This window comes from Sphingomonas phyllosphaerae 5.2, from assembly GCF_000419605.1.
Classification (GTDB): domain Bacteria; phylum Pseudomonadota; class Alphaproteobacteria; order Sphingomonadales; family Sphingomonadaceae; genus Sphingomonas; species Sphingomonas phyllosphaerae_B.
On the sequence record NZ_ATTI01000001.1, the window covers coordinates 355,809 to 377,181 of the forward strand.

Genomic DNA, 21,373 nt, shown 5'->3' on the forward strand with positions numbered 1-21,373 from the left:
TGACGCTGCTGGCGTCAACTTGTTTGGCCGGCGTGGCCCAGGCATCCACCAATTATTACGTCGACCCTGCCAACGGCAGCGATCAGGCGTCCGGGGCAAGCGTTGACGCTGCCTTCCGGACTCTCGCCCGTGCAAAGCAGGCGGTGCGTTCCGTCAACGCCACGATGAAGGACGACATCGTCGTGAACCTGCGCGGCGGCACGTATAGCCTCACGACCCCGCTGGTGCTGGACACGGCGGATTCCGGCATGAACGGCCACACCGTGATCTGGAAGGCCTATGCATCGGAAACGCCGCTCATCACGAGCGCGCGGCGGGTGACCGGATGGCGCTCGGTCGGGAACGGTCAGTACAAGGCCGCGGTCGGCGCGATGAACTTTCGTCAGATGTTCGTAAACGGCGTCCGGGCGACACGCTCCCGCCATCCGGAGGTGGGCAGCTTCGGGCAGTTGCTGAAAGGAGATCGCGCTGCCGAGACACTCACGACGTCGAGCGTCCTGGTCGGGAATTGGGCCAATCTGCCCCGCGTCGAGATGAGTCTGCTGATGCAATGGGCGGAATCCTATCTTCGCCTGGCGAGCATCACGCCGCAAGGCGATCGCGCGGACATTCGCATCCAGAAGTACGAAAGCGATATCTTCTTCCAGCGGCCCTTTCCGTTGCTGAAGGAGAACTCACCGTTATTCTTCCAGAACGCGCGCGAGTTCCTGAATACGCCGGGTGAGTTCTACGTCGATACCGATGAGCGCGCGGTCTATTATATGCCACGCAACGGCGAGACGTTGAGCGCCGCATCCGTGATCGTTCCCACGCTGGAGACGCTGGTCCAGATCAAGGGAAGCAGTTTGGATGCACCCGCGCACGACATCCGCTTTTCGGGCATAACGTTCGCGGACACGACGTGGCTATATCCCAATAGCCGTGGTCATATGAACGAGCAGGGAGGCATGTACAGCCTGGCGGCCAACATGCAGAACGAGCAATATGTCGGGCGTCCGCCCGCCGCGGTCTCCGCCGCATGGGCCGATCGTCTGCAATTCGACGGCAATACCTTCACCCGTGCCGGTGCCTCCGCACTCGATCTTCATAACGGCGTCCATCAGAGCGCCATCGTCGGCAACGTGGTGTATGACATCTCCGGCAATGGCATCGTCGTCGGCAAGTTCAGCGATCCGGACTACGAGGATCATCTGGTGTACAATCCGCCCATCACTCCGGCGGGTGAAGATCCGCGCGAAGTGACGCGCGACGTCGACGTGCTGAACAATCTGGTGACCAGGATCGGGCAGGACTATTTCGGCACCGCGGCGATCAACGCCGGCTTCGTCAACACGGTCAACATCCGGAACAACGAAGTGACTGCAGTGCCGTGGGCCGGCATCTCGCTGGGCTGGGGCTGGCAAAAGGCGGCGAATGCACTCGGCAACAATCATGTCGACCGGAACGAGGTGGCCGCCGCTGTCGGCATGTTGTGCGATACGGCCGCAGTGTATCACCTGTCGAACGATCCGGGCACCACGATCGACGCGAACTATTTCCACGACATCACCCGCAGCCCGTCGGCATGTCCGCACTACGTCGGCGGCTTCTACCTCGACGAGGGAACCAGCAACGTTTTCGTTCGCGACAACGTGATGCAGACCGTTGAAAACCCCAAAATCTTCAACTTCACCGGCCCCAACAACGTCGTGCAGAACAATGAGGGGCAATCGTCGGCGACGATCAAGGCGGCCGGCCTCGAAGCGCCCTACCGGTCTCTGCGGAACCGCGTGAACCTTGCCTATAATCGTCCGACATCGTCGTCCTCGGTCTATGCGGCGCCGTTCGCCGCCGGGCGGGCGAACGACGGAAACGTCGGCAGCGGCTGGTCGCCGACCGCCAGCGACACCGCCGCATGGTGGCAGGTCGATCTCGGCCAGCCGTATCAGCTGGGCAGCTTCAGCATCGTCACCCGGCAGGATATGGATCAGCCGGATTCCCGCACCAATTTCGAGGTGCAGGCATCGAACGATCCCAACTTCGCCGACTTTACCGTCATCGGCCGGCAAGATCGCTGGACGCGAATCCCGTTCAGCGGCACGCTGACGCGGCAGGTCGTGGATAATGGCGCATACCGCTACGTCCGCGTAGCGAAGACCGACACGAACTATCTGTTCATCAGCGAGTTCAGTGTCGGCGCAGGTGGTGGCGAGGCGGTCAGCTATCCCGCACCCGATTTCGATCCGGCGCGCTATTACACGATCAAGAACGTGAACAGCGGCAAGCTCCTCGACGTGTCCGGCGAGAAAACGGAGCCGGGGACCCGACTGCAACAATGGGCGGCCACCGGCGCGAAGAACCAGCAGTTCCAGATCGTCAAGGTATCGGGCAACCTTTTCAAGATTGTGGCGCGACACAGCGGGCTGGTGCTGGATGTCAAGGACGGCAGCAGTTACCCGGGTGCCGGGATCAACCAATATGCGTTCGAGGGCACGAACCACCAATTGTGGTACTTCCAGCCCGCCGCCGACGGCACCTGGGTGATCCGCAGCTTCCGCAGCGATCTGGCGCTGGAGATCGGTGGAGAGTCGGTGGCGGACGGTGCCGCTGCCGCACAGTGGACTTACTACACCCAGAACAATCAACGCTGGACGATCGAATAGGCGGTGACGGTCCGCGGCGAACGTGCATCGCCGCGGACCATCGAGCCTTTTCTTCCTCAAAGATCGAAATGCGGGACATGACGACAGCGTCAGCAACATCGAAACACAGGGCAGCGCGATGCTGCGGGGTAATGACGGCGGCGGCAAGCGCCCTGGCGACGCTTCGGGCGCAGGCGCAATCGTATGACGATCCCGCAGGATCGGGTGCGATCGTCGGCGCGGTCAGCTGGTTGCAGGGCACGCTGCTCGGCACGGTCGCGACGGTAGTGGCGGTGATCGCGGTGGCATCGGTGGGATTCATGATGCTGACCGGGCGGATGAACTGGCGGTATGGCGCGACGGTGATCCTGGGCTGTTTCATCCTGTTCGGCGCGGCGGGGATCGTCGGCGGCATCCGATCGACGTCGGGGTCGGAATATGGCGGAAACTAGCGTCGGCACGCTCGACCGTGACACGCTGTTCGTCGCGTTGGCGCGGCCGCAGATGTTCGCCGGCGTGACGTACAGCTTCTTCGTGCTGAACGCGGTGGTCACGACCGAAGTGTTTCTGCTGTCGAGGTCGGTCTGGGTGCTGGTACTGGCGCTGGCGGTCCACGCCGGCGGCTGGATCGCGTGCCGGTACGAGCCGCGCATCTTCGACATGATGCTCAAGCGCTCGGTGCATTGCCCGCGCGTGCGCAACCATCGCTTCTGGCGCTGCAACAGCTACCGCGCATGACGACCGAGGCGCTGTTCTGGGCGCGGGAAAAGGCGGCCGGCCTGCGGTTGCCGTATGTGGCGATGGTGGACCCGTACACGCTGTTGTTGCGGGACGGGCGGCTGGCACAGTTCGTCCGTCTTGACGGTTTCCTGTTCGAAACCGCCGAGACGGACGAGATCAACTACCGCAAGCAATTGCGCGACGCGATGTTGCAGGCGGTGGGGACGTCGCGCATCGCGCTCTACCATCATGTGGTGCGCCGCGCCGCGCCGGCACCCGCGGCAGGCGCGTTCCCCGATGCGTTCAGCGCACGGCTGGACCGGACATGGACCGACCGGCTCGCGTCGCGGCGATTGTTCGTGAACGAAATCGTGCTGACGATCGTGCGCGGTCGTCCGCGGGGGCGCGGCGACGCGCTGCAACGCCTGTTCTCCCGTGTCGGCCGCGGCGGCGGCCGGCAGGCCCGGCTCGACACGCTGATGGCGGAGGTGCGCGCGCTGGATGCCGCGCGTGAGGCGATCACCGCCAATCTGTCGGCTTATGGTCCGCGCCTGCTGGGAGAGTATGACCGCGGCGGCGGGCGATGCTCGGAGCCGCTCGCATTCCTGTCTGACCTCTATAACGGTCGGCCCGGCCGCGTGCTGTTGCCGGAGGACGATGTCGGCGATTACCTGCCGCGCCGCCGCATATCGTTCGGCACCGACGTGGCGGAACTGTCTGCGATGGCGGGCGCCGACCGCAGTTACGTCGCGATGGTCGGCGTGAAGGATTACCCCGGGCACACGCTGCCCGGGATGCTGGACGAGGTGTTGCGCCTGCCCCTGCAAATGGTGGTGACGCAAAGCTTCGGGTTCGCCGACCGGCAAGCCAGTCTGGGCCGGATCAACCTGGTGCTGCGCCGGATGCGGGCGGCTGACGACGAGGCGGTCAGCCTGCGTGGCGACCTGATGCAGGCGCGCGACGATCTGGCGGCGGGGCGTGCGGTCTTTGGTCAGCATCATCTGACCTTCGCCATCCGCGCCGACACGCCGGCCGAACTGGACCGTGGCGTGGCCGAGGTGCAGGCGCTGCTGGCCGATCTTGGCATCGCCGCGGTGCGGGAGGATCTGGCGCTGGAACCGGCCTTCTGGTCGCAATTTCCCGGCAACGAAGCGCTTATTCCGCGCCCGGCGCTGATTGCCGGCCGCAACTTCGCCAGTCTCGCCTCGTCGCACAACTTCCCGCACGGGACCGCGACCGGCAATCATTGGGGCGACGCGGTCACCGTGCTGGAGACAAGCGCGGCCGGACCGTATCATTTCAACTTCCACCAGGGCGATCTGGGCAATTTCACGATCATCGGCCCGTCCGGTTCGGGCAAGACGGTGGTGCTGAACTTCCTGCTGGCGCAGGCGCGGCGCTACGATCCGCGCATCGTCTTCTTCGACAAGGATCGTGGCGCGGAACTCTTCCTGCGCGCGGTCGGCGGGCGCTACGACGTGCTGCGCCCCGGCCAGCCCTCCGGCCTGAACCCGCTGCAACTGCCCGACACGCCGGAGAACCGGCGATTTCTGGCCGACTGGATCGCGCAACTGGTATCGTCGTCGGGCGCGCCGGGACCGGAAGAGGCGGCGCAGATCGATGATGCGATCGCGGCGAACATGCTCGCGCCGCCCGAGTTCCGGCAGCTTCGCCATCTCGCCAGCCTGTTCCGGGGTGGCGAGCGCCCCCATGCCGGCGACATCCACGCGCGGCTCGCGCCGTGGTGGGGCAATGGCGAGCGCGCCTGGCTGTTCGACAATGCGGAGGACCGCACCGACCTGCAATCGCGCGTGATCGGGTTCGACATGACGCGCATCCTTGACGATCCGATCATGCGGACGCCCGCGATGATGTACCTGTTCCACCGGGTGGAGGAGCGTCTGGACGGGTCGCCGTCGATCATCGTGGTGGACGAGGGATGGAAGGCGCTGGACGATCCGGTCTTCGTCGCGCGTATCCGCGACTGGGAGAAGACGATCCGCAAGCGCAACGGCATCGTGGGTTTCGCCACGCAAAGCGCCGAGGATGCCTTGTCGAGCAGCATCGCATCCGCGATCGTCGAGCAGGCGGCGACGCAGATCTTCATGGCCAATCCGCGTGCGCAGGCGGAACATTATATCGACGGCTTCGGGCTGACCCGCCACGAATATGATCTGGTGCGCGGCCTGCCCGAAAGCGCGCGCGCGTTCCTGATCCGGCACGGCCAGCACAGCGTGGTGGCGCGGCTCAGCCTGGACGGCGAACGCGAGTTGCTGACGATCCTGTCGGGTCGTGAGCGGACCGTGCGGCTGCTGGACGACATTCGCGCGGAGACCGGTGACGACCCGGCCGACTGGATACCGCGCCTGATGGCCACGCTCGGTTGATGCCGGCCTGTTCCGCTCCCGCGGCGATCGCCGGGCTGGCGATCCGCATCTACGACGCCGTCGATTGCCGGGCGCAGGCGCTGGGCCGCGATGGCTTCGATGCGCTGGCCGGCTCGTCGATGTTCGCGCAGCTGCTATCGGGCATGATGATGATCGCCGTCGCCGTGATCGGCTATCGGCTGATATTCGGCGGGGTTCCGACGACGCGAAACGCGGTGCTGTGGGTGGCACGGATCGGCGCGGTGCTGGCGCTGACCACCGGCTGGGCGGCCTATGGCACGCTGTTCCACCGGGTGTCGTTCGACGCGCCTGCCGAACTGGCGAGCGTGGTGCTGCCCGCGGCCGGGCTGGGCGATCCGTACATTCTGGTCGGGCGCGTGCAGGCCACCTATGACGCGTTCGTCGCCGCGGGGCAGATGGCGTCGCAGAACGATCCAGCCGACGCGCCGCCGCCCCCGGCGGGAGTCGATGCGGTCGCGGCACCGGCGGTGCCGGCGGTCGGCGATGACCGGTCGCTGGGTCCGCTGGCGTTCTCCGCCGCCGGCGTCGTGCTGTTGGTGACCGGGCTGGGCAGTTTGCTCGCCGCCAAGCTGGCCGGCGGGCTGCTGCTCGCCTTGGGGCCGTTGTTCGTGCTTGCCTTGTTGCTGGATGCGACGATCGGCCTGTTCGAAGGATGGCTGCGCGCGCTGGCCGTGGTGTTGCTGGGCGCGCTGGGCACGACGGCGGTGCTGTCGGTCGAACTCGACGTGCTGGCCGGCGAGATGGCGATTGCGACCGACGCCGGGCAGGCGGCGGCGCGCGATCCGGCCGGCATCATCGCGATCGTCGCGATGTTCGGCGTCGTGCTGGTGGTGATCTGGTTTGCCGCGGGGCGCGCGGCCGGGCGCATCCGGCTGCCCAGAACGATCCCCGCCGTCCCCGTGGGGGCGGCGGCGCCGGCACCCGCACCGTCGGAACGGCTCCCGGCGTCGGCGAACGTAGCGGGCGGCACCAGCGCACCGGCGGTGCTCGCCTCTTCGGTGCTGCGTGTCCGCACGGTTACCGAGGCCATCTCGCGTCGCGAGCGCGGGATATCGGGCGGGATCACGCAAGTTCCCGACGCGACCGCTGCGACGGCGCAGGCGGGCGCGGACGGCCACGCGCCACCACCGACCGCGATGGCGCCGCACACCCCGGCCGGCCGGCGGCTGAACTGGCGGCAGAACACGGCATGACAGGGCGATACCTGAGATGAGCGACAGCGACGACGATTATTACCGGCGTGCGAGCGGATGGGCCGTTGCGCAACAGGCCGCGTCCGACCGCTCGCGGCGCGTTGCCTGGGCCGTCGCGGGGGTGGCGGTGGGCGTCATCGCGCTGCAGGCCACCGCGCTGGCGCTGATGACGCCGCTGAAGACGGTGGAGCCGGTGACCCTGCTCGTCGATCGCACGACCGGGTTCGTCCAGGCACTGAAGCCGCTGGAGGCGAACCGCGTCACCCGCGATGCCGCGCTGACCCAGTCGTTCCTGGTCCAGTACGTCATCGCGCGCGAGGGCTTCGCGCGGACGAGCCTGCGGCAGGATTACCGCAAGGTGGCGCTGTGGTCCGCCGGGCGGGCCCGTGCCGACTATCTGGCGGGGATGCCGGTCACCAACCCGCAAAGCCCGCTGAACCTTCATCCCGGCGATACCACCGTCGATGTCGCGGTGAAGAGCGTGTCGCCGGTCCGCGATGGCGTCGCTCAGGTCCGTTTCGACACGCGCGTCGCCGGTGGCGGCAAACCCGCGGCACCGCCACGATCATGGATCGCGAACATCCGCTATCGCTACACCGACGCGCCGATGTCCCTGCAGGATCGCTACGTCAATCCGCTGGGTTTTCAGGTGTCGCAGTATCGCCGCGATCCCGAAGCATTGCCCGCCTTTGCGGAACCGCCTGTGGTCGACGCAGCGACCGGGGCCTACGACGTTCGCCTGCCCGTCCCGTCGTCGGCCGGTCGATCGATGCGCTCGCCGGCCTCGGCGATGCCCGCGACGGCCACGATCGTCGTCCCGATGGCGAACCTGCCGATGGGGTCGCCGCTGGGGCCCGGCCGATGAGGATGTGCTATCTGCTGTGCGGCGCGCTGATGCTCGGTGTGACGAGCGGCGGCCTGGCGCAGGCCGACCCGCCGGCGGAACGATCCGGCGATCCGCGCATCCGGACGTTGCTCTACGATCCCGAGCAGGTGTTCGAGGTGCAGGTCGCCTCCGGCTTCGCGCTCACGCTCGCGCTGGCTCCGGACGAGCGGGTGGAGAACGTCATCGTCGGCAACAGCGCGGCCTGGCAGGTTACGCCCAGCCGTCGCGGCGACCATCTGTCCGTCAAGCCGGTCCAGGACGGCGTCGAAACCAACATGACGGTGATCACCGACGCGCGGCGCTACAGCTTCCTGCTGCGGCCCGCATCCGATCCGGCAGCGGCGGCCTTCGACATCCGCTTCCGTTACGCCGGCGTCCCGCGCGACGTGGAGACGATCGTCGCGGCGACCCCGCCGGCCTTTTACAAGGTCAGCGGTGATCGCCTCCTGCGTCCCGGCGCGATGGGGGACGATGGGGAGCGGACCACCATCCGCTGGCCGGACGGCGTCGCCCTGCCGGCGATCTATACGGTCGACGAGCGCGGGCGGGAGTCGATCGTGAACGGTCGCATGGTGGATGGCGACTATGTCGTTCCCGGCGTCGCGGCGCGGTTTCGGTTCCGGCGTGATGGCCGGCAGGCGACCGCCACGCGCCAGCTGCCCAAGGCACGGCCATGACCGCAGCACGGCGGCGGCCGGCATCGACCGGCGAGGATGAATTGCGGCGCATCGCACCGTTGCGTCCCGATGTGCCGGTGACCCGGCCGCGCGGCGGCGCGTGGTTGTTCGCGGGCATGTGCAGCGCGCTGGCGATCGGCCTGTTCGTGGCGCTGGACATCCAGCGGCAGGCGAGGTCCGCGCCCGATCTTGCCGGACGCGGCGGTGCGGCCGCGGGCTTTGCGGAGCCGCCGCCGCTGCGCGTTCCGCCCAGCGCCACGCCGACTCCTGTGGCCGCCCTGCAGGTAGAGCTGCCGCCACCGCCGGTCGAACCTCGACCATCGGACCCGATGCCGCCGCCCGCCGTCACGAACGCGTTGCCGCCACCGCCGCCGCTCCCGACCGGGCGTTCGTCGGCGCAGGCGCCGGTTGCGGCGCGCCGCGATGATCAGGCGATGGTGTACGATCGCTCGGGCGACGCCGCCGGCCCCGCCACGGCCGCAGCCGGCACGACGGGCGGCTCGCCGGCCGCCGCCTCGGCAGCGGCGGGGGACGACCCGCCGTTGCGCGCCTCCGTCATCCGCGGTCGATCGTCCACGATCGTGCAGGGATCGTTGATCGCAGCGACGCTGGAGACGCCGATCGATTCCACACGGGCGGGCTTCGTCCGCGCGATCGTGGCGCGCGACGCCCGCGGGTTCGACGATACGCGCATCCTGGTCCCGCGCGGCAGCCGCCTGATCGGCGAATATGCATCGGACGTGCAGTCCGGCCAGCGCCGCGTGCTGGTGACCTGGACCCGGTTGATCCGGCCGGATGGCGTCGCGATCCGGCTCGGCGCGCCCTCGACCGACCGGCTGGGGCAGGCCGGCATTCCGGGCCGGGCGAACACCCACTTCCTCGCGCGGTTCACCAGTGCGGTGTTGCAGACCGCGCTGGCGGTCGGGACGAACCTGGCGTCACGGCCGGGAAGGGGGTCGGTGATCGTCGGCGTCCCCGGTCAGGCGACCGGGTCGATCGGGCAGTTGCTGTCGCCGGGCGCCGATCTGCGCCCGACGATCAAGGTGGACCAGGGAGCTGCCGTCATGGTCTTCGTCGCGCGCGATCTCGATTTCGCGGGCGCGGCGCCGCGACAATGACGATCGCGCCATCGCCGTATCTGACGCAATATCTGCAGCCGATTGCAGCATTGCTGGCACGCGACGACGTGACCGACATCTACATCAATGCCCCCGGCGAGGTCTGGGCGGAGACGATCGGCGGCACGATCGAGCGATACGAGGAACCCGCCATCGACGAGGCGTCGCTGTGGCGGTTGGCGCGTCAGGTCGCCAGCCTGTCGCATCAGGGCATCAATCGCGAACATCCGCTGCTCTCGGCGATCCTGCCGGATGGATCGCGCGTACAGATCGTCGCACCGCCGGCGACGCGCGGCGCGATGGCTGTGGCGATCAGGCGGCACGTCGTGGCGGACCGGCGACTGACGGATTACGACTGGTCGACGCTGGCGCGCGCGCGCGATGTGCCCACCGCCCCGGTCGAAACCGATCCCGCCGCGCGGCTGGCCGCGGCCGTCCGCGCCCGCAAGACAATCCTCGTCTCCGGCGGAACGTCGACCGGCAAGACAACCTTCCTCAATGCGTTGCTAAGCGAGATCCCGGCGAACGAACGGCTGATCGTGATCGAGGATACGCCAGAACTGCAATTGCGCCACGCCAATGCGGTCGGCCTGGTGGCCGTGCGCAATGCGTTGGGCGAGGCGCGGATCGGCACCGAAGACCTGCTCCAGGCATCGCTGCGCATGCGGCCCGACCGGATCATCCTTGGCGAATTGCGCGGGCCCGAGGCGATGACGTTCCTGCGCGCCATCAATACCGGGCATCCCGGATCGATCAGTACGATCCACGCCGACACGCCCGACCGTGCGGTGGAACAGCTGGCGCTGCTGGTCCTGCAAACCGGAACCCGGCTGACCCGCGCGGATATATTGCTGTATGTCCACCAGATCATCGACGTCTTCGTCCAGCTCGAACGCCGCAACGGCCGCCGACAGATCACCGAGGTGCGCTGGACCGATCGGACCCGATAAGCGGAAGGCGATAGACGTGTCGTCACGGCATCTGCTGGGCCGGATTGCTCGTGCAGCCGACGCCGACGAACAGCTGGAGCGCTCCGGCAGTATGGGCCTTGCCATCACCGATGTGAAAAGCGCAGCCGGATAGCGCTTGCAGCGTCAAGGCTTAGGCTTGTCGCCGTGTGCGTCGAGTAGACGACGTGCCGTTGCGGGAGACGCTAGGCGAGTCAGGCGCGGGATCGACGGTTGTAACTCCATCAATCCTGCGCCTTTGCGGGGCAGGTTAGCAGCAGCCAGGCTTACCCACACGCATTCGTTTCATACCAACGAAGGGACCACACCATGAAACAGTGAAATGAACGGAGTGCTTGCAGCCACGCCCCTGGGCTGTCGGAGAAACCGACCATTCCCAGCGCACGTGGCCGCGGCATCAGGGTTAGTAGAAGGCCCGAATGGCGAATGCCACGGTTCGGCTGCGCTGGATGAACGAGCGGAACACGTCGGGATCGACGATGTAGTCGCGTCGATTGGCCCGGCTCAGGTTGGTGCCCGTGATGCTGAGCTCCAGATGCTCGACCGGACGGTACGAGATGCTGGCGTTGAGTTGCCCGTAGCTTTTCGTAAACGTCGGTTGCGCAGACCGGTCGTTGCCACCGCCAAGCGCCTGGAAGTAGCTTGAACGATAGGCGTACGCCACGCGCGTGGCGAACGGCCCCTTTTCGTAATACGCGACCGCGTTCGCATTGTGCTTCGATGCGCCGGGGAAGCCATACGACGTCGTGCTCGCCGCGCTGTCGATGTTGATCTTGGAATTGATGTACGTGTAGTTCGCCTGCACGCCGAAGCCGTCATACGGCGAGGGCAGGAAGCTGAACGGCTGGTTCATGCCGACTTCGGCGCCGTACACCCGTCCGTTTGAGGCGTTGACCGGCTGGGTCACATCCAGCCGGATTGCGCCCTGAGCGGGAATGGTGGTGTTCTGGGTGACGGTGCGCAGGATGAAATTGTCGACCTTCTTGTAGAACCCGCCGAGATAAAGGGCACCACCACCACCGGTATAATATTCAAGCGTCGCGTCGAATTGCCATGCCGTCAGCGGCTTGAGCTTGGTGTTGCCGAGCGTGGCAGTACCGCGCTGGCTGCGATCGACGCGAGGATCGTTGGGATCGTAGAAACTGACCGCGTTGCGAGGCGCCGTATCCTCATATTCCGGACGGGACATGACCCGCGAGACTCCGAGTCGCAGGTGCAGGGGATCAACCGGATTCAGGTCCACGTTCGCCGAGGGAAGCACTTCCCAGTAACGGTTCGTGTCCCGGCTAGGCGTCAGCCCCTGGCTGAGCGTCGCGTTCAGACCGTTGAGGATGGTGGTGCTTTGCGCCGATCGCGACGTGAGATCGGTATAAACCGCCCGCACGCCGGCATTGCCCTTGAACGGTACGCCTGCGACGGTTCCATCGGTGTCGCCCTGCAAGTAGAGCGCCGTCGTCTTTTCGAGCGCGGTCACGGCGAACGACGCATCCTCCTTGTCGATCGCGGCGTCACGCAACGCCGGCACCAGATTGGCTGCGGCGGGGTAGTTCAGATACGGCGCGGGCACGCCGAAGTCGAAACGCGTCAGGAAGTCGGCACCGGACCCGTTGAACACCACGCCAGGCATCTGCTGGGACACAGCAGTGGTGAAGCCGGATTTGGCGTCGGGCGCCGGGACGAACAGCGACGTGCTGCGCAGGCGTATGGTGGTCGCCTGGTAGCGTGCCCCGGCCTTCAGCACGAAGTTAGCCGTCGCGTCGAACGCGATGTCGCCACGAAACGCATGGGCATGTGAATTGTTGAAGTATTTGCGACCGAAGAAGCCGTTGAAGACACCGCCCGCTGGCGTCGTGACGTTCGATACGCCTGTGATCGTCGGAACTTGCTGGCTGCCGTCGAACTGGACGTTTTGGTTGGGTGCGCTGATCCCGCCGAAGAAGAGGCGGAGATCCTGCTTATAGCGCCCGTTCGAATAGCCGTAGTCGACGCTCGCGCGAACCCGGTCACCCTTGTATTTGATGTTGCCGCCGGCAACGATTGCATATTGATCGTTGAAGAACTTCAACGGCTGCGGATCGAGCGCCACTCCGGGACCCGTTCCGCCGGCATATGTCAGACGCGAGGTGTCGAAGCCGATCAGGCGCCCGTCCCGCGTCGTGTAACCGCCGGGGCGCGCCACGCCGGTATAGACACTGTTCTCGCCGTTGAGCTGAAGATCGCTCGTCGGCCGGAACTGTCGGTTGAGCAGCTTGGAATAGGTGCCGTCGACGTTCACTTCCCATGCGTCATCCGGCTTGTACTGCATCCCGCCGCTGAATGCGAGGCGCGTGATTTTGCCGTCGTTTTTCGACATCGCGATGCGGGAGGGCACCAGAACGTTCCGCTCGACCCGATCAGCGCGGCCATCCGAATTGTCATCGAACGACAGGTCGCGGGTGGCGAAGCGCGAGAAGAGCTCCGATGCCGACGTGTCGCCGCGCGACCACAGGCTCGACACATAGACGCCGAGCTTGTTGTCCATCAACTTCGTGCCGACGATACCGCTGACACGAGGAATAAAGTTTTCCGTCTGATCGTCGTAATCGGCGCGCGCGGTGACGCTGCCGAACGACGTGCCGCCGCTGGGCACGCGGTAATCGAGCGGCTTCAGTGTCTGTACGTCGATCTCGCCCGCGATGCCTGTTTCGACGAGGTCGGCGGTCGGCGTCTTGTACACGAGCATGCCGGAAATGACTTCGGTCGGCAGCACGTCCAGGTTGACCTGGCGCAAGGAGCCGATGCCCTCGTTGCCACCGGTCAATGGTACGCGACCGTTGATCGTAACCTGCGTGTAGCTAGGTCCAAGCCCCCGGATCGACGCACGATCACCGGCGGTTCCGCTGTCGTTGCGCTCGATCTGAACGCCGGGAACGCGTTGCAGCACGTCGGCGATGTTCACGTCGCTGAACCGGCCGAGATCCTGGCTCGTCACGGCCTCGACGACCGACGCGGCCTCGCGCTTGACCGCAACGGCCCGCTCGGCAGACGCGCGATAGCCGGTGACCACGATGTCCGAAATCTGCTCATCCTGCGCACCGGGGGCGTTTGCGGCAGCGGCGACGCTGGTAGTGGGGGACGGAGCCGTATCAGGCGAATTTTGCGGTGAACCGGGCGTTCCAGCCGGAAGCGGCGTGGGCGTGTCGCCTGCCTGAGCGCTCGCCATTGTCGCCTGTGTGAGCGACAGCAAACCTGCGGAACACAAACAGAACACTCGAACCCTGCTCATTTCAAGCTCTCCCCACGCATGCCTGGTCAACAGCCGGCATCTCGTGCTGATTGGCGCTGAAATGTATTTCATGCAAGCTATATAATTAGCACGTACCCCCATTCTGATATATCAAGCGAGCTATCAGGCTCTAGTCTGGCGCTTCTACCAGATATTGTGTGCGAGTTATGGACATGTGATCTCGCGTTAGATGTTGTGAACGGCGGTGGCCAGATGCCGCGATCGTCCACATGGACCTCGCGACGACCAGGGCGCGGCAAAAGCTGCTTGCAGCACCGCTTTTAGTTTGCAATATGATTCTGAAATATCAGACGGAGATGGGTGATGCCGGATGGGCACAGGATCGCCATGTACAAGCTCACGCGATTTCAATATCCGCGTGATCGGTCGGTGGGCGACTCGCAGGTCTTAACAACCGAAATCAACGTGGCGGCGATCGAACTGATCGATGCCGGCGGGCGGATCGGGCTTGGCTTTGCGCAGTCGCTGTTCAGCGTTCTGCCTGATTCCGCCGAAATCGAGCGCATCTTTCTGGAGCAGGCCTGGCCCGGCCTGGAAGGCAAGCTGCCGTCGGCGCTTGCCCTGGCGGTAAGGCGACCGCGCGGTGGTAATGTCCGGCGCATGACGCTGCCGTTCGAAGAGGCCATCCAGCAGGCGGTGTGGGATCTGCTCGCACAGCAGCAGGGTGTGCCGCTGTGGCAGATGCTGGGAGCGGAGCGGCAGTCGGTTCCCGCATACGCCAGCGGACTCGACTTCCACCTGTCGGATCACGCGTTCTCCGAATTGTTCGGCAATGCGGCAGAGCAGGGCTATCGCGGGTTCAAGATCAAGGTAGGTCACCCCGAACTGGAGCGCGATCTGCACCGCCTGAACCTGCTGCGTCAGGCAGTCGGGCCCGAGCGACCGGTAATGATCGATCCCAACGAGGCGTGGAACGCGCAGCAGGCGATCGATGCGCTGGCGATCTTCGAGCGCGCGGGACACCGCATCTTCTGGGTCGAGGACCCGGTGCCGCGCGACGATATCGACGGGCTGAAGATGATCCGTCGCCTGGGCGTGACGCGGGTGAATGCCGGCGAGTATCTCGATTTGTCCGGCAAGCGCCGGCTGCTGGAGCAGCGCGCGTGCGACATGCTGAACGTCCATGCCCAGGTCGGCGACGTGATGCGCGCCGGCTGGCTGGCGAGCGAGCACAATGTCGAAGTGACGTTGGGCAACAGCTTCCTGGAGATCGGCGTCAACATGGCGCTGGCGCTGCCGGGCGTCCGCTGGCTGGAGTATAGTTTCCAGAACTTCGATCATCTGGTCGAGGAGACGTTCCCGATCCGAGACGGCATGATCTTCGGCAGCGATCGGCCCGGGCATGGCCTGCGATTGAGCGCGGGCGCGGAGCAGGCCTGCCGCGCAATAGCTGCGGCGGGTGCGGCGACCGCCGTGACCGCGGCATGACGATGTCCTCGCCCCCGACGGGCACACCCGCCTCCGCGCCGCGGAACTGGCGGCTGATCGTCTCGCTTGGCGTCGTGTTCTTCGTGCTGCTGACGCTGTACGCGGCGGTGCTCGGCGTGCTGCTGCCCAACCAGATCCAGAGCATCGATCCGGCGAGCAAGACGAAGACGCTGGGCATCGTCTTTGCGATCACATCGGTGTTCAGCACGATCTCGACACCGTTTGCAGGTGCATTCTCCGATCGTACACGAAGCCGGTTCGGGCGCAGGACGCCGTGGATCGTCATCGGCGGCATCATCGGCGGCGGGACGATCGTTCTCGTCCCGCACGGTGCCAACCTGGCCGTGGTCACCACCTTGTGGGTGGTCGCGGTAATCAGCCTCAATTCGATGCAGCCGGCGATCACCACGATCGTCGCCGATCGCTTCTCGGTCGAGGAACGTGGCTTCGTTTCCGGCGTCGTCGGTGCGGCGATGACCGCGGGCGTGTCGGCCGGCACCATCTATGGCGGCTTGCTGGCCCACGATCTGACGTTGGCTTATGGCGCGTTGGGGGGCGGCATCGTCGTTACGTGCCTTGGCTTCGTCCTGCTCAATCCCGAACCGCGCGAGGCGTTGCCGCCGCTGCCGCCGTTCCGGGCAGGTGCCTTCCTGCGTTCGTTCTGGATCAATCCGCGCGAGCATCCGGACTTTGCCTGGGCGTTTCTCGGCCGCTTCACCATCTACATGGGCTATCAGGCGATCGTCACGTATCTGCTGTACATCCTGCAGGATCATATCGGGCTGAGCCAGGCCGACGCCAATTCAAAGATCGCGCAATTGTCGTCGGTGACGTTCGTGGCGCTGGTCTTTTCGGGGCTGGCCTCGGGATGGCTGTCCGACCGCCTGCAGCGCCGCAAACCGCTGGTGTTCGTCGCCGGCATCGTCATGGCGCTCGCGGTGGCCGCCCCGCTGGTGCAGCCGACCGCGACGGGCATGCTCGTCTACGCCGTGCTGATCGGCCTGGGCTATGGCGCGTTCATGTCGGTCGACCTCGCGCTGATGACGCAGGTGCTACCGGCCAGCGAGGGTTCCGACGATACGGGCAAGGATCTCGGCATCCTGACGACGGCGGTCAACGTGCCGCAGATCCTCAGTCCCGTCCTGGCGGCGATGCTGCTCAGCGCCAGCGGCAACGATTACCCGCTGCTCTTCATGGTGGCCGGCATGTTCGTGCTCGCCGGTGCGGGTTTGGTGCTGCCGATCAGGTCGGTGCGGTAGCGATGGCTGATATCTCAGTTATTGCGTGCCGGACTGGACAGTTGCTCCTGGCAGTCGATTGGCCCTATCCGAATACTCATGCCCAGAACCAAGATCAGTGCGAGCGCCCAGAAACGGGATCCGGCGATAGGCGAGGAGGCGGAGCCACGGCTCGCCGAAAAGGCCTATCGTGCGATCCTGCAGGGATTGTTCGACCGGACCATTCCGACCGGTGCCGAGGTGTCGCAGAACGACCTGATGAAGCTGCTCGGCGTCACCGTCCAGCCGCTGCGCGATGCGTTGCGCACGCTGGAGACCGAGGGGCTGGTGACGATCCATGCACGATCCTGCATCCGCTTCATCAAAGCGGATCTGGAATTGTCGCGGTCGACCTATCACTTCCGCTCGCTGATCGAACGGGCGGGTGCGCGGGCGCTGGCCGAAACGGGCGACGCCGCCGAAATAGCCGCGATGATCGCGGATCATCGCGATCTCGTGGCCGCGCTGGAGCAGGGCGATCTGGGTCTGGTCGAGCAGGAACGGCTGGGCGAGCTGGAGGAGCGTCTGCATGGCGCCCTGATCGCGTCCCTGCGCAATCCGTTGATCGAAACGACGGCCCGTCGCCTGAAGAATTACGTCACGCTGGTGCGGCTCGATCGTCTGGTGACGAAGCCGCTGGCGCTGCGCACGCTGCGCGAACATCTGGATATTCTGGAGGCCTGTGCCGACCGGGAAGCGGATGCGGCCGAAGCGGCGCTCGCCACCCACTTCCAGCAGGCATTGCAGCGGATCCTCGGCATGGCGTGATGCCATGCAGGTGATCGACGCCCACCACCATCTATGGGCGCTCGACACCCCCGGCCACATGTGGCCGGGACCTGCCGAGCCGACGATCCATCGCGATTTCGGCATCGACGACCTGATCGCGGATGCCGGCGACTTGCCGCTGGCGTCGACCGTACTGGTCCAGTCGCAGCCGACCGATGCCGATACCGACTGGTTGCTGGGGATCGCCGCGGCAAGTCCGACGATCGGCGCGGTCGTCGGCTGGGTCGATCTCGCCGCATCGACCGCGCCCGCCAGGATCGCGGCGCTCGCGGAAAACCCGAAACTGCGCGGGCTCCGGCCGATGCTGCAAGGGATTGCGGACACCGACTGGCTGCTCGGTCCGACGCTGGAGTCCGGATTACGCGCGATGCTGGAGCATGGCCTGCGCCTCGACGCCCTGGTCCAGCCACGCCACCTGCCGATGCTGGCGCGGTTCGTCGATCGCTGGCCCGGGCTGCCGGTGGTGATCGATCATGGCGCAAAGCCCTTCATTGCCAGCGGCGTATTCGACCCGTGGCGTGACGACATCGCCGCCCTCGCGGGGCGCGGGTTCTGGTGCAAGCTTTCTGGCTTGCGGACAGAACAACTGCCCGGCGCCCCGGTCCAGGATCTCGCCCCCTATGTCGAACATCTCGTCGTGACATTCGGCGCCCGGCTGATGTGGGGAAGCGACTGGCCGGTCCTGCACCTGGCGGGTGACAGCCCCCGCCAATGGTTTGGCGATGCGGATCGGCTCGCCCGACGTCAAGGCGCAGCGCGGGAGCGACTCTTCGCCGGGGCGGCCCGAGAATTCTACGGATTGGAGTGCTGAACGATGCCAATGTGGAAAACGCACCTTTGCGCGGGTCCGATCCTGGCGCTCGCGCTGGCGTCCGCCTTGCCGGGCCAGTCGCTGCTGCCCCCGCCTCCAGCGATACCGCCTGCGCCAGCTGCGGCACCGCCACACTTCGGCGGGCCGATCGCGCTGCCAACGGCGCCGGTGTCGCCGCCGCTGCTCGTCCATGTATCCCCCAATGGCTCGGACGACGGGGACGGCTCCGCCGACCATCCGTTTGCGACGCCGGCGCGCGCGCAAGCGGCGGTCCGGACGCTCAACCGTGATCACGACGTCACCGTCCGCCTGGCCGATGGCGTCTATCGCCTGAGCGCGCCGTTGCGCTTCGGCGCGGCCGATGGTGGCCGCGGTGGCCATGTCGTTCGCTGGCAGGCGGCAGAGGGCGCACATCCGGTGCTGTCCGGCGGCATTCCGGTATCCGGGTGGCGGCGAGCCGATGCAGCCCGCGACATCTGGGTCGCCACCATCCCGCGCGGTCTTGCGCCACGTCAGATCTGGGTGAACGACCGGCTGGCGAAGCGTGCGGCGGTGGAAGCGCCGCGTGCCGCCTTCGCATTCCACGAATGGGGCATCGAGATCGTCAATCCGGCCTGGCGCTTCCTTGCGACGCTGGAGGACCAGCACCGGATCGAAGTCGAGAACAGCGGCTGGTTCACGCACCGGCATGCCGTGGTCGACCGGATCGAGGGCAGCCGGATCGTGATGCAACAGCCCGGCTGGCAGAACAACATCATCGGCTATGACACGTTCGCCAAGCCAATTTCCGGCAATGACGCACGCTTCTTCCTCGTGAACTCGCTCGCATTTCTGCGCGAGGGCGGCAGCTATTATCTGGACCCGGTCAAGGGCAGCCTATTCTACAAGCCGCGCGCTGGTGAGGACATGGCGAAGGTATCGGTGATCGCGCCGCGGCTGCCGCTGCTGATGGCGATCGGCGGAACCCACGACCTGCCGGTGCAGGATATGGAATTCAGCGGCATCGCCTTTCATCATACCAGCTGGACCGTGCCTTCCAGTGAGAACGGCTATGCCAGCCAGCAGAGCGGATCCTATATCACGGGGCGCGTCGCCGACCTTCCGGAGCAGATGATTCGCGACTGCAGCTGGGGATGCCGGGCGTTCGAGGCAATGCGCAATCGCTGGCATCAGCAACCTGCCGCCGTGCAGGTCGCTGCCGCGAAGCGCATCCGGTTCGCCGACGACGACTTCTCGCATCTGGGACAGATCGCGCTGGGGATCGGCAATAACGACGATGCGAACGAGTCCGGCATCGGTCTGGGGGCCAGTACGATCACCGTGGAGCGAAGCCGCTTTACCGATCTTGCCGGCGGCGGGATGATGGTGGGTGGCGTCCGACCGGATGCTCATCACCCGTCACGACCGGAAATGGGCGTGAGGGATATCCTGATCCGCAACAATCTGGTCCGGTCGGTATCGCAGGATTATCGCGAGCAGGCGGCGATCCTGGTCACTTATGCGACCGGGGCCGTCATCACGCACAACGAGATTGCGGATGCGCCATATGACGGCATCGACGTAGGCTGGGGCTGGGGCGTCAACGATCCCGGTGGCAGTGCCGCTTACCGGACGCTGGGCCGCGGCTATTACGACAGCCCGGCCAATCCGGTTTACGATACGCCCACCATATTGCGTGACACCGTCGTGTTCGCGAACAAGGTTCACGATGTGAAGCGCTGGTTCCCGGATGGTGGCGCGATCTATCACCTTTCCGCAGATCCGGGCGCGTTGATCGCCGAAAACTACGTGTACGACGTGCCGGGTGGAATCGCGCTCTACCTTGACGAAGGGTCGCGTTACATCACGTTGCGCAACAACGTCGTCAGTAACGTCGGCACGTGGCTGAACCTCAACTCACAGGATTTCCTCGCCCCGCGTCGAACCGCGTTCGATAACGTTGCGCGTGATAATTGGTACGATTCCGGGCGGCGCAGCGGATCGTGGACCGAGTATCTGAACAATCAGGCGATCGGTAACGTGAAGATCGACAAGGGCCGGTGGCCCACCGCTGCGCGCGAAGTCATCGAGCGCGCCGGTATCGAGCCTGCAACTAAATGACGCATATCCGTGTCATCAGGATCATGGATCTGGCTGCCGAGGCGGCAACGCTGGAAGTCTACGACGACGCACATGCGATCGGTCGGACGCCGCGTGCCGTCATTGAGGCGTTGCATCGGCACGGCATCGCCGAAATGGAGATCTTTCGCGCCGGGCACCGGCTGGTGATGATCCTGTACCTGGCCGAAGACTTCGATCCGGCGGGTCTGGCGGAGAGCGAGCGAACGGACCCGGAGCTGGCGGCGTGGCAGATCCGCATGGCGGCATTGCAACGCGGGCCGTTCGGCGACGGAGAAGCGTGGCCGGAGGCGCATGCGGTGTTCCGGCTGAGCGACCATCTATCAAACAAGGAAATGACATGACCCGATTGGCCGGCAAACGCGCACTGGTGACCGGCGCGGCGCAGGGAATTGGCAGGGAGACGGTCGAACTGTTCGTGCGCGAGGGTGCGGAGGTGATCGCGCTGGACGTGCAGGCGGAGGCATTGGCGACGCTTGCGGGATGCACGACGATGACGGTCGACCTGCTCGATGCCGCGGTGGTGGACGCGTTGGGCGAAACGGTCGGAACGGTGGACATCCTCGTCAATTGCGCGGGCTATGTCGATGCGGGCGACCTGCTCTCCACATCCGAGCGCGGGTATCGCCTGTCGTTCGACCTGAACGTCGATGCCGCGATGCGGATGACGCGGGCGGTGCTGCCGGCGATGATCGCGGCGGGACGGGGATCGATCGTCAACGTCGCCTCGGTGGCGGGCGCGATGATCGGGGTGCCCAATCGCTTCGCCTATTGCGTGTCGAAGGGCGCGCTGGCGGGCCTGACCCGCGCCGTCGCGGTGGATTACGTTGCGCAGGGCATCCGCTGCAACGCGATCTGCCCGGGCACGGTGCAGTCGCCGTCGCTGGACGCGCGGCTTGCCGCAACGGGCGATGCGGACGCGGCGCGGAACGCCTTCGTGGCGCGCCAGCCAATGGGACGGATCGGTACCGCTGCCGAGATCGCGGCGCTGGCGCTGTATCTGGCGTCGGACGAAAGCGCCTATACGACCGGCTGCCTGATGGCGGTCGACGGCGGCTGGACAATGGCGTGAG

17 protein-coding genes are annotated in these 21,373 nt (G+C 65.9%); 16 read left to right on the top strand and 1 reads right to left on the bottom strand.

Annotated elements, in window-relative coordinates:
- The first annotated feature begins 32 nt into the window (after positions 1–32).
- The 9 genes from SPHPHY_RS0101800 (at position 33) to virB11 (ending at position 10,573) form a co-directional block, all read left to right on the top strand.
- Complete coding sequence (locus SPHPHY_RS0101800) at positions 33–2,642, top strand: RICIN domain-containing protein (protein ID WP_196802098.1); 2,610 nt, start codon at positions 33–35, stop codon at positions 2,640–2,642.
- A gap of 77 nt (positions 2,643–2,719) precedes the next feature.
- A complete protein-coding gene (locus SPHPHY_RS0101805; protein ID WP_331271011.1) occupies positions 2,720–3,073 on the top strand; it encodes a TrbC/VirB2 family protein in 354 nt (117 codons plus the stop codon).
- Positions 3,060–3,359 carry a type IV secretion system protein VirB3 gene (locus SPHPHY_RS0101810; RefSeq protein WP_022685006.1) on the top strand — a complete coding sequence of 100 codons (300 nt, stop codon included), beginning with the start codon at positions 3,060–3,062 and terminating at the stop codon, positions 3,357–3,359. Before SPHPHY_RS0101805 ends, SPHPHY_RS0101810 begins: the two co-directional genes overlap by 14 nt.
- A complete protein-coding gene (locus SPHPHY_RS0101815; RefSeq protein ID WP_022685007.1) occupies positions 3,356–5,728 on the top strand; it encodes a VirB4 family type IV secretion/conjugal transfer ATPase in 2,373 nt (790 codons plus the stop codon). Before SPHPHY_RS0101810 ends, SPHPHY_RS0101815 begins: the two co-directional genes overlap by 4 nt.
- The gene (locus SPHPHY_RS0101820; protein WP_022685008.1) at positions 5,728–6,942 is read left to right on the top strand and encodes a type IV secretion system protein; all 1,215 of its coding nucleotides are present in this window, start codon (positions 5,728–5,730) and stop codon (positions 6,940–6,942) included. Before SPHPHY_RS0101815 ends, SPHPHY_RS0101820 begins: the two co-directional genes overlap by 1 nt.
- Before the next feature lie 16 nt (positions 6,943–6,958).
- Positions 6,959–7,807 (top strand): virB8 family protein, encoded by an 849-nt coding sequence (locus SPHPHY_RS18860; RefSeq protein ID WP_022685009.1) that lies wholly within the window; start codon positions 6,959–6,961, stop codon positions 7,805–7,807.
- The gene (locus SPHPHY_RS0101830) at positions 7,804–8,505 is read left to right on the top strand and encodes a TrbG/VirB9 family P-type conjugative transfer protein (RefSeq protein WP_081645199.1); all 702 of its coding nucleotides are present in this window, start codon (positions 7,804–7,806) and stop codon (positions 8,503–8,505) included. Before SPHPHY_RS18860 ends, SPHPHY_RS0101830 begins: the two co-directional genes overlap by 4 nt.
- Positions 8,502–9,623 (top strand): TrbI/VirB10 family protein, encoded by a 1,122-nt coding sequence (locus tag SPHPHY_RS21660; RefSeq protein WP_022685011.1) that lies wholly within the window; start codon positions 8,502–8,504, stop codon positions 9,621–9,623. Before SPHPHY_RS0101830 ends, SPHPHY_RS21660 begins: the two co-directional genes overlap by 4 nt.
- Positions 9,620–10,573: a P-type DNA transfer ATPase VirB11 gene (gene virB11 / locus SPHPHY_RS0101840; protein WP_022685012.1), complete on the top strand. Its 954-nt coding sequence runs from the start codon at positions 9,620–9,622 to the stop codon at positions 10,571–10,573. Before SPHPHY_RS21660 ends, virB11 begins: the two co-directional genes overlap by 4 nt.
- 421 nt (positions 10,574–10,994) lie before the next feature.
- On the opposite strand, the gene SPHPHY_RS0101845 is transcribed toward virB11, so the two are convergent.
- Positions 10,995–13,886, bottom strand: a complete 2,892-nt coding sequence (locus SPHPHY_RS0101845) for a TonB-dependent receptor (protein WP_196802099.1) — start codon at positions 13,884–13,886, stop codon at positions 10,995–10,997.
- Positions 13,887–14,204: 318 nt separating this feature from the next.
- Here SPHPHY_RS0101845 and SPHPHY_RS18870 point away from each other — a divergent pair, with 318 nt between their 5' ends.
- The 7 genes from SPHPHY_RS18870 (at position 14,205) to SPHPHY_RS0101880 (ending at position 21,372) form a co-directional block, all read left to right on the top strand.
- The gene (locus SPHPHY_RS18870; protein ID WP_022685014.1) at positions 14,205–15,305 is read left to right on the top strand and encodes a mandelate racemase/muconate lactonizing enzyme family protein; all 1,101 of its coding nucleotides are present in this window, start codon (positions 14,205–14,207) and stop codon (positions 15,303–15,305) included.
- Positions 15,302–16,564: an MFS transporter gene (locus SPHPHY_RS0101855; RefSeq protein WP_022685015.1), complete on the top strand. Its 1,263-nt coding sequence runs from the start codon at positions 15,302–15,304 to the stop codon at positions 16,562–16,564. The genes SPHPHY_RS18870 and SPHPHY_RS0101855 overlap by 4 nt, the downstream gene beginning before the upstream one ends.
- Positions 16,565–16,642: 78 nt before the next feature.
- A complete protein-coding gene (locus SPHPHY_RS0101860) occupies positions 16,643–17,350 on the top strand; it encodes a GntR family transcriptional regulator (RefSeq protein ID WP_022685016.1) in 708 nt (235 codons plus the stop codon).
- A 4-nt stretch (positions 17,351–17,354) separates the two neighbouring features.
- Entirely contained in the window at positions 17,355–18,182 is an 828-nt protein-coding gene (locus SPHPHY_RS0101865; RefSeq protein WP_022685017.1) for an amidohydrolase family protein, read from the top strand.
- 3 nt (positions 18,183–18,185) lie between these two features.
- Positions 18,186–20,282 carry a right-handed parallel beta-helix repeat-containing protein gene (locus tag SPHPHY_RS0101870; protein ID WP_196802100.1) on the top strand — a complete coding sequence of 699 codons (2,097 nt, stop codon included), beginning with the start codon at positions 18,186–18,188 and terminating at the stop codon, positions 20,280–20,282.
- Complete coding sequence (locus tag SPHPHY_RS0101875; RefSeq protein WP_022685019.1) at positions 20,279–20,644, top strand: L-rhamnose mutarotase; 366 nt, start codon at positions 20,279–20,281, stop codon at positions 20,642–20,644. Before SPHPHY_RS0101870 ends, SPHPHY_RS0101875 begins: the two co-directional genes overlap by 4 nt.
- Complete coding sequence (locus tag SPHPHY_RS0101880; RefSeq protein ID WP_022685020.1) at positions 20,641–21,372, top strand: SDR family oxidoreductase; 732 nt, start codon at positions 20,641–20,643, stop codon at positions 21,370–21,372. The genes SPHPHY_RS0101875 and SPHPHY_RS0101880 overlap by 4 nt, the downstream gene beginning before the upstream one ends.
- Position 21,373 lies beyond the last annotated feature (1 nt).